We start from the raw sequence: 14,130 nt of genomic DNA on the forward strand, positions 1-14,130 counted from the left end.
GGTGCATATGGCAGGTTTCGACAAGCGCGTGAGTTCCTACGAGGAAGCTCTGGCAGGACTTGAAGACGGCATGACCGTGATCGCTGGCGGCTTCGGCTTGTGCGGCATTCCGGAAAATCTCATCGCCGAAATCAAACGTAAAGGCACACGCGGTCTCACCGTGGTGTCCAATAACTGTGGCGTCGACGGTTTTGGCCTGGGCGTGCTGCTGGAAGACCGGCAGATCAGCAAAGTGGTGGCCTCCTACGTTGGCGAGAACAAGCTGTTCGAAGACCAACTGCTCAAAGGCGAAATCGAAGTCGTCCTGACGCCCCAAGGCACTCTCGCGGAAAAAATGCGCGCGGGCGGCGCCGGTATTCCGGCCTTCTTCACTGCGACTGGCGTCGGCACCCCGGTTGCAGAAGGCAAGGAAGTGCGCGAATTCCATGGCCGTCAGTACCTGATGGAAGAGTCCATCACCGGTGACTTCGCCATTGTCAAAGGCTGGAAAGCCGACCACTTCGGTAATGTCATCTATCGCCACACCGCTCAGAACTTCAATCCTCTGGCCGCCACCGCCGGCAAGATCACCGTGGTCGAAGTCGAAGAAATCGTTGAACCCGGCGAGCTGGACCCGTCGCAGATCCACACCCCCGGCATCTACGTCGATCGGGTCATTTGCGGCACGTTCGAGAAGCGCATCGAACAGCGCACCGTGCGTAAGTGATCCCCTGCCCCCGGACCGAATGAAGGAATAACAACAATGGCACTTTCCCGCGAACAAATGGCTCAACGCGTCGCCCGCGAAATGCAGGACGGCTTTTACGTGAACCTCGGCATCGGCATTCCGACCCTGGTCGCCAACTACATTCCTGAAGGCATGGAAGTCATGCTGCAGTCGGAAAACGGCCTGCTCGGCATGGGTCCTTTTCCAACCGAAGAAACCATCGATGCCGACATGATCAATGCCGGCAAGCAAACCGTGACCGCGCGGATCGGCGCGTCGATCTTTTCTTCGGCCGAATCCTTCGCGATGATCCGCGGTGGCCACGTCGACCTGACCGTGCTCGGCGCCTTTGAAGTCGACGTGCAAGGCAATATCGCTTCGTGGATGATCCCGGGCAAAATGGTCAAGGGCATGGGCGGTGCCATGGACCTGGTGGCTGGCGCCGACAACATCATTGTCATCATGACTCACGCGTCCAAGGACGGTGAGTCCAAGCTGTTGTCGCAATGCAGCCTGCCGCTGACCGGCGCGGGGTGCATCAAACGCGTGCTGACCGACCTGGCCTACCTGGAAATCGACAACGGCGCGTTCATTCTCAAGGAACGGGCACCGGGTGTCAGTGTCGAGGAAATCGTCGCCAAAACCGCCGGTAAACTGATCGTGCCTGATCATGTTCCGCAAATGCAGTTCGCTGCGCAGTGAGGAATCATTCCATGCAAGAAGTCGTCATTGTTGCCGCCACCCGCACTGCCATTGGCAGTTTTCAGGGCGCGCTGGCCAACGTCTCCGCCGTTGATCTGGGCGCTGCGGTGATCCGCCAGCTGCTGGAGCAAACCGGCCTGGACGGGGCTGAAGTCGATGAAGTGATCATGGGCCAGGTGTTGACCGCTGGCGCCGGGCAGAATCCGGCACGCCAGTCGGCGATCAAGGCCGGCCTGCCGTTTACCGTGCCGGCGATGACCCTGAACAAGGTCTGCGGTTCGGGCCTCAAGGCGCTGCACCTGGCAACGCAGGCGATCCGTTGCGGCGACGCCGACGTAATCATTGCCGGCGGCCAGGAAAACATGAGCCTGTCCAACTACGTCATGCCCGGCGCGCGCACCGGTCTGCGCATGGGGCATGCGCAGATCGTCGACACCATGATCAGCGACGGCCTGTGGGATGCGTTCAACGATTACCACATGGGCATCACCGCCGAGAACCTCGCTGACAAGTACAACCTGACTCGCGAGCAGCAGGATGCCTTCGCCGCAGCCTCTCAGCAGAAAGCCACCGCCGCCATTGAAGCCGGGCGGTTTGCCGAGGAGATCACACCGATTCTGATTCCACAGCGCAAGGGCGATCCGCTGTCCTTCGCCACCGACGAGCAACCACGCGCCGGCACCACCGCCGAATCCCTCGGCAAATTGAAAGCCGCCTTCAAGAAAGACGGTTCGGTGACAGCAGGCAACGCCTCTTCTCTGAACGACGGTGCCGCGGCTGTCATCCTGATGAGTGCCGAAAAAGCCAAAGCCTTGGGTCTGCCGGCGCTGGCAAAAATCGCCGCGTACGCTAACGCAGGCGTGGACCCGGCGATCATGGGCATCGGCCCGGTCAGCGCCACCCGCCGCTGCCTGGACAAGGCCGGCTGGTCGATTGATCAACTCGACCTGATCGAAGCCAACGAAGCCTTCGCCGCGCAGTCTCTGGCAGTGGCCAAGGACCTGGAATGGGACTTGAACAAGGTTAACGTCAATGGCGGCGCCATTGCGCTAGGCCACCCGATTGGCGCATCGGGCTGCCGCGTGCTGGTGACCTTGCTGCACGAAATGATCAAGCGCGACGCCAGGAAAGGCTTGGCCACCTTGTGCATCGGTGGGGGTCAGGGCGTGGCGCTGGCGATCGAACGGGCGTAAAGCGTTGAAGGACCGCGCGGGGACCCACGAAGATCCGCGCAGCTCGGCAACACCCCCGGTGCGACGCCTGTCGCATCGGGCTTTTCCACGCATCTGTAGCACCTGCCGAAGGCTGCGTCAGGCTCGGGCCGCGATTGGACGCAGCAGTCGTGAGAGCAAGCGCAGCCGTTTTCTGTTGCAGCGTGTAGGCCGGTTTTCGACGGGAACGCCGCCGGACGCAGCCTTCGGCAGCTGCTACAGGGTCAACGTTTGGTCGCCCGGTATCTCGTCGAACTCCCCCGGAGGCAGATCAATATATTGTATACAATGTCAATTAATCGGTTGAGCAATCCACTCCCCACAGTGTTACCGTTGCCGTCCCACACATCGGAGGTGTACGCGTGCTGTTGCTCAAACTGCTGGTCATTCCCGGATTCCTGTTGCTGATTTCCCTCGCCGGCAAGCGGTGGGGCCCAAGCGTGGCCGGGTGGCTGTCGGGACTGCCGGTGGTGGTCGGGCCGATTCTGTTTTTTCTCGCCATCGAACAGGGCGAGGTCTTTGCCGCACAGGCCGCGACCGCGGCGTTATCGGCAATGTTTGCGATGATCGCCTTCTGCGTGACCTACGCCCAGGTTGCGCAACGCACCGGTTGGCCAATGGCTCTGGCGTCCTCCTTCTTGGTCTGGGCCACAGCAGCGGTTGCCTTGTCGATGATTCCACCGTCGCTGGCGTTATCGGTGATCGCTGCCGCTGCCGCATTGCTCGCAGCACCGTATCTGTTCCCCAAAGTGCAGCCGATCGTCGCGGGCCCCGCGCCGAAGTCGGACAAATTATTCATGCGCATGCTTGCCGGCGCATTGTTGACCCTCGCGGTGACCCTGTTGGCCAGTACGGTCGGCGAACGCTGGAGCGGCCTGCTCGCGGTTTTCCCGGTGCTGGGCAGTGTGATGGCGGTGTTTTCCCAACAAACCAGAGGCCCGGCGTTCACTGCTGCGTTGTTACGCGCCACGGCCACGGGGATGTATTCCTTTGCCGCGTTTTGCCTGGTGGTAGCGCTGACACTGCCCGATAGGGGACTTCCCGCGTTTGGCCTCGGCGTCGCGGTGTCCGTGGCGATGCTGGGTGTGACAAAGCGACTGTTGGCCAAACCGGCCCCCGCCCCCGCTCCGGAAATTCACAAAGTTTGAACGTAGTGGCGGCTACATGAATCGCAATTCCATGGGATGATTGCGCCCACCGCGTCGCCATCCCTGGAGAGTTCCGAATGTCTTTGTTGAGCAAAAAAGTCGTCGTCCTGTTGCTGACGGCGGTCGCCAGCCTGGGTGCATTGAATGCCTACGCGGCTAAAGCCGCGCCAGCTGCCCCGGAACAAAAAGTCTCAATGCTGGGCGACAAGCTTAAATTCATCTTGCCCAAAGGTTTCAGCGCCAATCAACTGCCCGCGAGCCCGACCGGTGCGAGCGGCACCATGTACACCAACGAGACCACCAAAACCGTGGTGATCGTCGCGCAAAACACCATCCCCGGCGGAGTCAACGTCAAAGATAACGACGGTCAGTTTCTCGACTCGGCAGCGGCCGACTTCGCCACAGAGCAAGCCAAGGCGCTGCCGGATTTCACCAAAATAAGCGAGAAAAGCCTGACGCACAAAGGCACCGGCCTGGGCCTGCGCCAGATCGACAGCTCGGCCACCCAGGGCGGTGGCAAAACCCTCGACACCACGCTGATGGCCGCGTCCGGCACGCGCATGGCATTGATCCAGGTCATCTCTCGCCTGAGCGACAACGCCGGTCACGACACTCTGGTGAAGAAAATCATCAGCGGCAAATAGACGTCATGGGTTCAAGCGTTGCAGCCAGTTGCGCAAATCCTGTAGTTCCGCGCCACTGATGCTGTGACCGACGCCGGGGTAGGCGTGAAATTCAGGCTCAAGTGACAGACTCTGCAACAAGCTGTCAGCCTCGGTGCCATCGTTGAATGGAAGGCGCTGATCCAGCGTGCCGTGGCCGATGAATATCGCCAACGACTGGCGTCGCTGATCAGGCTTCAGTTCGGCTCTGAGGACCGGCAGAATCCGCCCGCTCAACGCCGCGATCCCGCCCACGGCGTCGGGGTGACGCAACGCGACCTCGTAGGACATGATCGCGCCCTGGCTGAAACCCACTAGGAATACCTTATCGGGCTGCGTGCGATATTTCTTCGCCGCCTGTGCGATGAAATCCAGCAGCACCTGACCGCTGGCCTTCAGATCCTCGGTCTCACCGTTGTAGCCTGCGTTGCCTTTCTCGCGAAACCACTTGTAACTCCCCTCCTCCATGATCATGGGTGCCCGCACGGACACATAGTTGTACTCCGGGGGCAGTTCATCCTTGATGCCAAACAAGTCTTCTTCGTTGCTGCCATACCCGTGGATGAAAATAATCAGCGGCTGGCCGGCGGATTCAGCGTGGGCTTGCGCCAGATATTTCAGCGGCAGGTCAGCGTGCAGCGGAGTTTGAGCGTGGACGGCGGCGGACGCCAGGAGTGTCATCAGTGCGAGAAACTTCAACATGAGCCTTCCTTCACAGGTGCAGGGTTCGGGTCAGAGCCTAACATTGTGAAGGACGCGCGGTGTGCGGCCAAACCGCGAGGCAAAAAAAATGGCCACCGTTTTAGCGGGGGCCATTGTTTTACACGGAGCGATTAATGACCATAAACGTCAAAGGCGAAATACTTGTCCTGCACTTGCTTGTATTTGCCATTGGCGCGGATCTCGGTGATGGCGGCGTTGAATTTGTCTGCCAGCTCCTTGTCACCCTTGCGCACGGCGATACCGGCACCGCCGCCAAAATACCTGGCGTCTTCATAGGTGGGGCCGACAAAGGCAAACCCTTTACCTGCGTCGGTTTTCAGGAAACCGTCGTCAAGGTTGACCGAATCGGCCAGCATCGCGTCAAGGCGACCTGCGACCATGTCCAGGTTGGCTTCCTGCTGGGAGCCGTAACGCACCAGAAAAATCCCGGCCGGTTGCAGTACTTCCGTGGCGAAGCGGTCGTGGGTACTGGCGCGCAGCACACCGACTTTCTTGCCCCGCAGCTCGGTCAGCGGGTCTTTCACGTCGGTGCCTGCCTTCATGACGAAGCGCGCCGGCGTGTGGTAGTACTTGATGGTGAAATCGACGTTTTTCTTGCGATCGTCAGTGATGGTCATGGACGACAGGATCGCGTCGATTTTCTTCACCTTCAATGCCGGGATCAGGCCGTCGAATTCCTGCTCGACCCACGTACATTTGACGTTCATCTGCTCACACAGCGCGTCGCCGATGTCCACATCGAAGCCGGTAAGTTTACCGTCCGGGGTTTTCATCGAGAATGGCGGGTAGCCTGCTTCGATACCGACTCGAATCGGTTTGGCGTCCTCGGCCACCGTGGTCAGGGACAACATCGACAGTGCCAAGGCACCGCACATCACTAGCGTCTTCATTTATAACTCCTGGAGGCGGAGACTTTATTGGCAGCGTTAGATAGACAGCATTCGGCGAGAAAGCCGAAGTGGCCGGCAGTCTAGAGCGGCTCCAGGAGTTCGAACAGTGTTGAGACGACAAATTTCTCTAAAAAATGACCTGCGCGTTTGGCGAAATCAACATTCACATCCGATCGACCTGCTGTTCGACCGCGGCGCGACACTGCTCAATTGAAACCCTTCGTCCAGCCACCCGGTCACACCGCCGATCATTTCCTTGACCGGGTAACCCAGGGCCGCCAGTTTCACCGCGGCCTTGTTGGCGCCATTGCAATGTGGCCCTGCGCAATACACCACAAACAGCGTTGATTGCGGATAGCTGGCCAACGCTTCGGCGGTCAGCAATCGACCGGGAATGTTGACTGCACCGGGCACGTGGCCTCGTTCGAACGCCAGCGGACCCCGCACATCCACCAGGATAAAATCCACTTCGCCGGCCTGTTGGCTGCCATGCACGTCAGAACAATCGGTTTCGAAGGTCAGACGGTTATTGAAATGCATCAAGGCAATCGCCGAAGGGGCTGCAGGAATTTGACGGACCAGGCTGGTCATGGGTGGTGCTCCGTTTCGGTGAATTTGAAGCAACTTTATCGGCGCCGTGCTTGGCGCTACAGTGGCGCACAGGACATTCACCGGGAATTTTCCGCCAAATGCACACCCACCCTGGATCAGTCGCGATTCTGGCCTACGACGGCCTGTGTACGTTCGAGTTTGGCATTGCCGTGGAGATTTTTGGCCTGGCGCGGCCCGAGTTCGATTTCCCCTGGTATGAACACTGTATCGCCGCTGTCGATCCAGGCCCGATGCGCGCCATGGGTGGCATTCAGGTGCTTGCCGACGGTGGCCTGCACCTGCTGGACGACGCCCGGACGATTATCATCCCCGGCTGGCGCGACCGCAGCGCGCCCGTGCCGCCAGATTTGATTCGGGCTCTGCGCCAGGCGCACGACCGCGGCACGCGCCTGTTATCGATCTGTTCCGGTGTGTTTGTGCTGGCGGCCACCGGTTTGCTCAACGGCCGCGGGGCCACGACACATTGGCGCTACACCGCGGAACTGGCCGAGCGCTTTCCGGACATTCTGGTGGACCCGCACGTGCTGTATGTCGACTCGGGTCAATTGATCACCTCCGCGGGCAGCGCAGCGGGCATCGATGCTTGCCTGCATCTGGTCAGCCGTGATTTCGGTACGCAGGTGGCCAATTCGGTGGCGCGGCGGCTGGTGATGTCACCACAACGTACCGGCGGCCAGGCGCAGTTCATTCCCAGCCCGGTCAGCCCTGCGCCGCGCAGCGATCTCTCGCGGGTGATGCAATGGGCGCGGCAGCGTTTGCATCTGCCGCTGGAAGTGCGCGAACTGGCCAGCGAAGCCGCAATGAGTGAACGGACGTTCTTGCGTCGGTTCAGCGAAGCAACCGGCATGCCGCCCAAAGCCTGGTTGCAGCATGAACGGCTCGGACGCGCCCGCGAGTTGCTTGAAAGTACTTCATGGAACACCGATCAGATCGCCGAACGCTGCGGTTACCGTTCCGTGGAGAGTTTCCGCGTGGCCTTTCGCAGCGTGGTCGGTGTACCGCCGTCGGTGTATCGGCAACGATTTGGACCCGGGGTGAATGCAAGGCAGTGAGCGCCGGGCTTGCCTGCTTTCGGGGGTTGGCAGCTGTGGTGAGGCTGCCTAGGGCTTGCGCAGCAAATAGGTGTCCATGATCCATCCATTGGCCAGTCGGGCCGCTTTGCGTACGCGCTCGATCTCATCAGCGACATCTTTGAGTTTGCCGCTGATGAGGATTTCATCCGGCGTTCCCAGGTAGGCTCCCCAGTAAATCTGCGTTTCCAGGTCAGCCACGTGGTGGTAGGCGTCCTGCGCATCCAGCATGACGACCAGGCTGTCGGCATCGCTCACCCGCCCCTCCGCCAGTCGCCGTCCTGTGGTGACCTCGATCGAACGGCCAATGCGATTCAGTGGCACTTTGTGTTGCGCAGCCAACGCCTGAACGCTGGTGATACCGGGGATGACTTCAAACTCGAAAACGCAGCGACCTGACGCCAGAATGTCCTGCAGGATCCGGACGGTACTGTCGTACAACGCGGGGTCGCCCCATACCAGGAAACCAGCGCATTGGTCGTCAGACATTTCCTCGTTGATCAGCCGTTCAAAAGTCTGCTGCTTGGCGAGGTTCAGCTCTTCAACCGCCGATGCGTAGTCGACATCCCCGCGCTCGCGCTCCGGGCTGCGGGCCTCGACGAAGCGCCAGGCGTCATGGGTAATGTAGCGCTCGCAAATCTCGCGTCGCAAATCGATCAGTTTGTCTTTGCTCTGGCCTTTATCCATAAGGAAAAACACATCGACACTGTTGAGTGCTTTCACGGCTTGCATCGTGATGTAGTCCGGGTTGCCAGCGCCGATGCCTATGACTTTGAGCTTTTTCATCCATCGATCACCTCAGCGTTACCGCCGGTTAAACGCAAGCGCCAGCGACCATTGAACCGCAGTTCGATCGCCGACAGGGGTTCGACGTCGATGTCGTTAAATGCTGCGCTGCTTAACACCTGGGTCAGCGCGGCGCGAATGACATCAGGATGAGTGACGGCAATGACATGTCCAGGTGTCGATTCCAGCGTCATCAGCCACGCGGCGATTCGGTGACGAAGCTGCACCCGCGACTCACCGCCATGTGGCGACAGTTCGGGGTTATCAAGCCAGGCCTGTAGCGCTGCCGGCTCGGTTTTTTGCAGATCTTTGATCCACGCGCCCTTCCACCGGCCGATATCGTAATCGCGCAACGCGCTGATTATTTCCATGTCGCCGCCGAACAACCCGGCGGTTTGCCGGGTTCGCAATTCTGGACCGCAGACTAACCGAAAGGCTTTTTTGAACGAATGACAACGAGGTTTCCGCGCCGCGTGCCCATCCATTTCCACAGGCTGATCCGTAGGAAATTGCGCCAGTTTTTGTGCGACTGTTCTAGCGTGGCATATCAGGGTTAAACGGGTTGCCTGCACGACAAGTTACTCGGTAGTGAGCGTAGAGCGGCCCCAGGCCGTCAGTAGTCACGCAATTGTGCCGCATTCAGCACGATTGGAGACATTTGCTTTCAACACGTTTCCTGCCCGTTGGCAAAGCGAGTCAGTAATATCCGACACGTTTGTCAGTCACGACCTACAACAACCATCGACAATGACGTAGCCCCCGGCACACGGGCGTTCCGCCCTGTTTTTGACGCTTGATAAAACGCGCAAAATTTAACTAGACAGAGATCGCGCGTTACATAAATACTGGTTTAAAAGATGAACAAATATAAACGACATCTCATCAACACGCGTGGAACTGACAGTGATAGTCAGGTTTGGCCGAAAGCCGGACCCATCGATACAGGAGTGCATCCATGCTGGTCTTTCGTCCAGTTGATTCAGGCGACTTGCCCCAGTTGCAGCGGCTTGCCCGGCAAAGCCTTGTCGGCGTCACATCATTGCCCGACGATATCGAACATTTACGACTGAAAATCTTCGACTCATGTAGTTCGTTGACAACAGAGGTACAGAGCCACGGCCCGGAGAATTACTTTTTCGTGCTGGAGGACCAGGACAATCAACGCCTGGTCGGCTGTTCGGAAATTCTCGCAACGGCCGGTTACAACGAACCTTTCTACAGTCTGCGTAACAGGCCTTTCACCAGCGCCTCGCGTGAGCTGAACATCGAGCACGGCGTGCCGGCCCTGGCACTGTGCCAGGACCTCAACGGCCATACCTTGCTGCGTGGTTTTCATATAGAAGCGCAATTGGAACGCACCGCGTTCTCCGAGTTGTTGTCACGGGCGAGACTTCTGTTTATCGCCGCTCACCCGCAACGGTTTGCCGAGGCGGTCATCACCGAAATCGTTGGTTACAGCGACGATGAGGGCCACTCACCCTTCTGGGACGCCCTGGGCAAGCACTTTTTTGACCTGCCTTACGCCGAAGCCGAACGCCTGTGCGGACTCGAAAGCCGGACTTTTCTCGCTGAATTGATGCCTCATTACCCCATCTACGTGCCAATGCTGCCTGCCGCAGCCCAGGCCTGCATTGGTCGCATTCACCCGGGGGGGCAAGAGGCTTGCGACATCCTTGAGCGCGAGGGGTTTGAAACCAACAGCTACATTGACCTGTTCGATGGCGGCCCGACGCTGTTTGCACGGGTACCTGCCATCCGCTCCATCTCGCAAAGTAAAACAGCGACCGTGGCAGTCGGCTCATGCATCGACGCGCGCGGTCGCTACCTGATCGGCAACGATTCGTTGCACGACTACCGCGCCATCGTTGCCGACCTCGACTACACCGCCGGGCAAGCCATCGTCCTGGACAGCGATATGTGCGCGGCCTTGAACGTGAGCGAAAACAGCTCCATCCGGGTCATCGAACTTTGAGTGTCACCGGGCACCGAATCCGATCTCAGCGCACCGGCACGCGCGTCAAGGAAGCTGCGCAATGATCGTCAGACCGGTTCAGGGCACCGACCTGCCCGCCCTTCTGGCACTGGTGCAACAGGCGGGTCCCGGATTCACCTCGCTGCCCGCCACCGAAGACCTCCTTGCCCACCGGGTGCGGTGGGCGCAACGGACCTTCGCCGGGCAGGTGGAGCGAGCAGATGCCGATTACCTGTTTGTCCTGGAAGATGACGATCAACAAGTGCTCGGGGTCAGCGCCCTGACCGGGGCCGTGGGCCTGCGCGAGCCTTGGTACAATTATCGGGTGGGGCAGACGGTCAGCTCATCACCCGATCTGGGCATTCAACGCCGAATTGCGACGCTGTTCCTCAATAACGAAATGACGGGGCAGTCGGAAATAGGTTCGCTGTTCCTGCGACCTGATCAACGACACGGCCACAAGGGGCGTCTGTTGTCGCTGGCACGGCTCCTGTTCGTGGCGGAATTTGCCGAACTGTTCGGCGACAAGTTGATTGCAGAGCTGCGCGGTAGCGCCGACGAGCACGGCTGTTCGCCCTTCTGGGACAGCCTTGGCCGGCATTTTTTCAAAATGGATTTTTCCCATGCCGATCACCTGTCCAGACTGGGCAGCAAATCATTCATCGCCGAATTGATGCCCCGTCAACCGCTGTACACCTGCCTGCTCACCGAACAAGCACAGGCGGCCATCGGCAAACCACATCGCAATATCGAGCCGGCGCTGAAAATCCTCACCGATGAAGGGTTCGCTCACAATGGCTACATCGACATCTTTGACGGGGGCCCGGTGATCGAAGCTGAGCTGTCGAACATACGCACCGTTCGCGATAGCCAGTCTCTTTCCCTGGCCATCGGCGCTGCGGACGAACAAGCTCCGGTGTGGCTGATTCACAATCGCCGCCTGCAAAACTGCCGCATCACTGCCGCGCCTGCGAGGCGTGAAGGCAACACGCTGGTGGTTGATCGACTCACCGCCAAACGCCTGCAAGTGCAACCCGGTGATTCGATTCGCGCGGTGCCGTTCCCTGGTCGGCAACGTCGAGCTGCAGCGGCCTGATGACCCGAAAACCAGCTGCCAGGCAGAAAACCGCTTAAATTCGTCACCATTCCCGCCCCTCTTGCGTGATAGCCTTTTGTTTCTTCGGCGTTGACACTTTTGCTCAAGCCTTCCATTCCATTGGTGGAACTCTCTATGTCCCGGCTTTCTCATCAAGATTTGCGCCGTAATTTTCGTGAATTGTTTGCTTCCACTACTTGCTATCACACGGCATCGGTGTTTGACCCTATGTCGGCGCGGATCGCCGCCGACCTGGGTTTTGAAGTAGGCATCCTCGGCGGTTCGGTGGCCTCTTTGCAGGTGTTGGGTGCGCCCGACTTCGCCCTGATCACCCTCAGCGAATTCGCGGAGCAGGCCACACGCATCGGCCGCGTGGCTCAGTTACCGGTGATCGCCGACGCCGACCATGGCTACGGCAATGCGCTCAACGTGATGCGCACCATCGTCGAACTGGAACGGGCCGGCATCGCGGCGCTGACCATTGAAGACACGCTGCTGCCCGCACAATTCGGGCGCAAATCCACCGATCTGATTTCGGTCGCTGAAGGCGTCGGCAAAATCCGCGCAGCCCTGGAAGCCCGGGTCGATTCGGAGATGGCAATCATTGCCCGCACCAATGCGGGAATCCTGCCGGTACAGGAAATCATCAGCCGCACCCAGCAGTACCAGCAAGCCGGCGCTGACGGGATCTGCATGGTGGGCGTGCAGGATTTCGAGCAACTGGAAAAGATTGCCGAACACCTGAGCGTCCCACTGATGCTGGTGACTTACGGCAACCCGTTGCTTCGCGACGACAAGCGTCTGGCCGAACTGGGCGTGCGCGTCACCATTGACGGCCATGGTGCTTACTTCGCAGCGATCAAAGCCACTTACGACAGCCTGCGCGAACAGCGACAGATCTTCACTCAGGCTTCGGACCTGAGCGCGACCGAACTGACACACACCTACACGCAGCCTGAAGAATACATTCGTTGGGCCAAAGACTTCATGAGCGTCAAAGAGTGATGTGAAACCGGATTGAACTGCATCGCGACAACCCGGCGCACGTGGCTGGGGTTAATGAGGAGAGGCATGCAGACTTTCAGGTATTGATCATCGGCAGCGGTTGGTCCACCGGTTACGACGCCACCGACGGGGTCATTTCCTACCCGGTCAGTAGAAAAAACGGCAAACAGCTCAGCGATTTTTGGGCGAATGAACTACATCATCGATTGCATTGCCACGCTAAAAAAACCCGGCTTGTGCAGCATCGAAGTACGCGCCGAAGCGGAACGTACCTACACTGAAATGATTCACAGGGAAATGGAGCGCACCGTATGGAAATCCGGCGGCTGCCACCGTTGATATCAAAGCAGGAGCGGACGTGTCATTGCGATGTTTCCGGGATTCAGTTTCAGCTACTACCCTTGACCCGGGCGCTGAAACCCTCCGATCACATCCTGACGTGATCTTCTCAAAAAGAGCTATCTCAACAAGAGTCATCCCAAGGGAGGCGCACGATGCTTTTACTGTTGGCTGCATTGGCGGTATTCGTGGCCTGGAGCTGGTTGAGTTATCCGGCGATCGGTTACTGGCTGTATGACTTGAGCATGGCGGCAGAAGCCAGGCTGTATCGCCTGCACAAGATTGTCGTGCCGATCTCCGAAATGACCGTTTCGACTTGGCAAGGCGGGCCATACGAAGCCTCCAGCAGCGTATTGATGCTGCACGGCTACAGTGCCGACAAAAACCTGTGGTTACGTTTTGCCCGGCATTTCGTCGGCGCTTACCGGGTGATCATCCCTGACATAGCAGGGCATGGCGAAACCGGCTTCAAGGCGGGCGGCGGGTATGACATCCCGTTGCAGGCCAAACGGATGATTCAGTTGCTGGATGTGTGTGGGGTGGAAAAGGTCCATGTCATCGGCAACTCCATGGGCGGCTACATGGCGGCGTGGCTCGCGGCGACTTACCCGGACCGGATTGCCTCCGTTGCCTTGATCGACCCGGCGGGCGTCACAGCGCCTGAGGCCAGCGATCTGGAGCGGCATTTGGCCAAGGGTCACAACCCGTTCCTGATCCGTTCGCGGGAAGAATTCCGCCAGTTCTACGAGATGACCATGGCCCAGCCACCCTGGATGCCCGGCGTGGTACTGGACGCCGTCGCCCGGCGTTATCAACGCTGCCGCGAGGATCTGGAAGAAATCTTCCGGGATTTTCGCGCGAGCCCGCCGATGGAGCCGCTACTGCCCGACATCAAATGCCCGGCACTGCTGGTGTGGGGGCGCAAGGATCGTTTGATCGATGTGAGCAGCGTCTCCGTCTGGAGCAAAGGCATCGAAGACCTGCGCGTCGAGGTGCTGGAAGGCATTGGTCATATGCCCATGGTGGAAGATCCTTCGGGCACGGCGCGCCTGTATCGAGAGTTCCTGGCATCCCGACGTCTGGAAAGTCCGCAGGATCAGCGCATGCGTTGAGCGACCAGTCTTTTGCAGAATGAAGTCCGTAAGATTCTTCGTTTGTCGGCGTCGCTGAAGGCTGCGATCTTTTCTCGCAACCTCCATGTCACCGCA

At 59.1% G+C, this 14,130-nt stretch carries 15 protein-coding genes and 1 pseudogene; 11 read left to right on the forward strand and 5 right to left on the reverse strand.

What is annotated here, in order from left to right; translation table 11 throughout:
- Window positions 1-7 precede the first annotated feature (7 nt).
- From ACYZT1_RS14935 to ACYZT1_RS14955, 5 genes are all read left to right on the forward strand, one after another.
- Complete coding sequence (locus ACYZT1_RS14935) at window positions 8-706, forward strand: CoA transferase subunit A (RefSeq protein WP_462015480.1); 699 nt, start codon at window positions 8-10, stop codon at window positions 704-706.
- Between the two features lie 36 nt (window positions 707-742).
- Entirely contained in the window at window positions 743-1,408 is a 666-nt protein-coding gene (locus tag ACYZT1_RS14940) for a CoA transferase subunit B (RefSeq protein WP_462015481.1), read from the forward strand.
- An 11-nt stretch (window positions 1,409-1,419) separates the two neighbouring features.
- A complete protein-coding gene (locus tag ACYZT1_RS14945; RefSeq protein WP_462015482.1) occupies window positions 1,420-2,601 on the forward strand; it encodes an acetyl-CoA C-acetyltransferase in 1,182 nt (393 codons plus the stop codon).
- Window positions 2,602-2,981: 380 nt separating this feature from the next.
- Window positions 2,982-3,767, forward strand: a complete 786-nt coding sequence (locus ACYZT1_RS14950) for a hypothetical protein (protein WP_462015483.1) — start codon at window positions 2,982-2,984, stop codon at window positions 3,765-3,767.
- A gap of 77 nt (window positions 3,768-3,844) precedes the next feature.
- Window positions 3,845-4,411 carry a DcrB/PsbP domain-containing protein gene (locus tag ACYZT1_RS14955; protein WP_462015484.1) on the forward strand — a complete coding sequence of 189 codons (567 nt, stop codon included), beginning with the start codon at window positions 3,845-3,847 and terminating at the stop codon, window positions 4,409-4,411.
- A 3-nt stretch (window positions 4,412-4,414) separates the two neighbouring features.
- Here the strand turns inward: ACYZT1_RS14955 and ACYZT1_RS14960 are convergent, their stop codons facing one another.
- The 3 genes from ACYZT1_RS14960 to ACYZT1_RS14970 form a co-directional block, all read right to left on the reverse strand.
- Entirely contained in the window at window positions 4,415-5,131 is a 717-nt protein-coding gene (locus ACYZT1_RS14960; protein ID WP_462015485.1) for an alpha/beta hydrolase, read from the reverse strand.
- Window positions 5,132-5,262: 131 nt separating this feature from the next.
- Window positions 5,263-6,042: an ABC transporter substrate-binding protein gene (locus ACYZT1_RS14965; protein WP_462015486.1), complete on the reverse strand. Its 780-nt coding sequence runs from the start codon at window positions 6,040-6,042 to the stop codon at window positions 5,263-5,265.
- 156 nt (window positions 6,043-6,198) lie between these two features.
- Window positions 6,199-6,633, reverse strand: a complete 435-nt coding sequence (locus ACYZT1_RS14970; protein ID WP_462015487.1) for a rhodanese-like domain-containing protein — start codon at window positions 6,631-6,633, stop codon at window positions 6,199-6,201.
- A 98-nt stretch (window positions 6,634-6,731) separates the two neighbouring features.
- Here ACYZT1_RS14970 and ftrA point away from each other — a divergent pair, with 98 nt between their 5' ends.
- Window positions 6,732-7,706 (forward strand): transcriptional regulator FtrA, encoded by a 975-nt coding sequence (gene ftrA / locus ACYZT1_RS14975; RefSeq protein WP_462015488.1) that lies wholly within the window; start codon window positions 6,732-6,734, stop codon window positions 7,704-7,706.
- 48 nt (window positions 7,707-7,754) lie between these two features.
- Here ftrA and cobF read toward each other — a convergent pair whose 3' ends face one another.
- Entirely contained in the window at window positions 7,755-8,510 is a 756-nt protein-coding gene (gene cobF / locus ACYZT1_RS14980; protein ID WP_462015489.1) for a precorrin-6A synthase (deacetylating), read from the reverse strand.
- A complete protein-coding gene (locus ACYZT1_RS14985) occupies window positions 8,507-9,082 on the reverse strand; it encodes a histidine phosphatase family protein (protein ID WP_462015490.1) in 576 nt (191 codons plus the stop codon). The genes cobF and ACYZT1_RS14985 overlap by 4 nt, the downstream gene beginning before the upstream one ends.
- A 383-nt stretch (window positions 9,083-9,465) precedes the next feature.
- Here ACYZT1_RS14985 and ACYZT1_RS14990 point away from each other — a divergent pair, with 383 nt between their 5' ends.
- From ACYZT1_RS14990 to ACYZT1_RS15010, 5 genes and pseudogenes are all read left to right on the forward strand, one after another.
- The gene (locus ACYZT1_RS14990) at window positions 9,466-10,482 is read left to right on the forward strand and encodes an arginine N-succinyltransferase (RefSeq protein ID WP_462015491.1); all 1,017 of its coding nucleotides are present in this window, start codon (window positions 9,466-9,468) and stop codon (window positions 10,480-10,482) included.
- A 61-nt stretch (window positions 10,483-10,543) separates the two neighbouring features.
- The gene (gene astA, locus ACYZT1_RS14995) at window positions 10,544-11,578 is read left to right on the forward strand and encodes an arginine N-succinyltransferase (protein ID WP_462015492.1); all 1,035 of its coding nucleotides are present in this window, start codon (window positions 10,544-10,546) and stop codon (window positions 11,576-11,578) included.
- A 135-nt stretch (window positions 11,579-11,713) separates the two neighbouring features.
- Window positions 11,714-12,583: an isocitrate lyase/PEP mutase family protein gene (locus ACYZT1_RS15000; RefSeq protein WP_462015493.1), complete on the forward strand. Its 870-nt coding sequence runs from the start codon at window positions 11,714-11,716 to the stop codon at window positions 12,581-12,583.
- 62 nt (window positions 12,584-12,645) lie between these two features.
- Window positions 12,646-13,026 (forward strand): annotated as a pseudogene (locus ACYZT1_RS15005) (flavin-containing monooxygenase); the annotation flags it as partial.
- 51 nt (window positions 13,027-13,077) lie between these two features.
- Window positions 13,078-14,034 (forward strand): alpha/beta fold hydrolase, encoded by a 957-nt coding sequence (locus tag ACYZT1_RS15010; RefSeq protein ID WP_462015494.1) that lies wholly within the window; start codon window positions 13,078-13,080, stop codon window positions 14,032-14,034.
- Window positions 14,035-14,130 lie beyond the last annotated feature (96 nt).

This window comes from Pseudomonas sp. PB3P13, assembly GCF_054897735.1.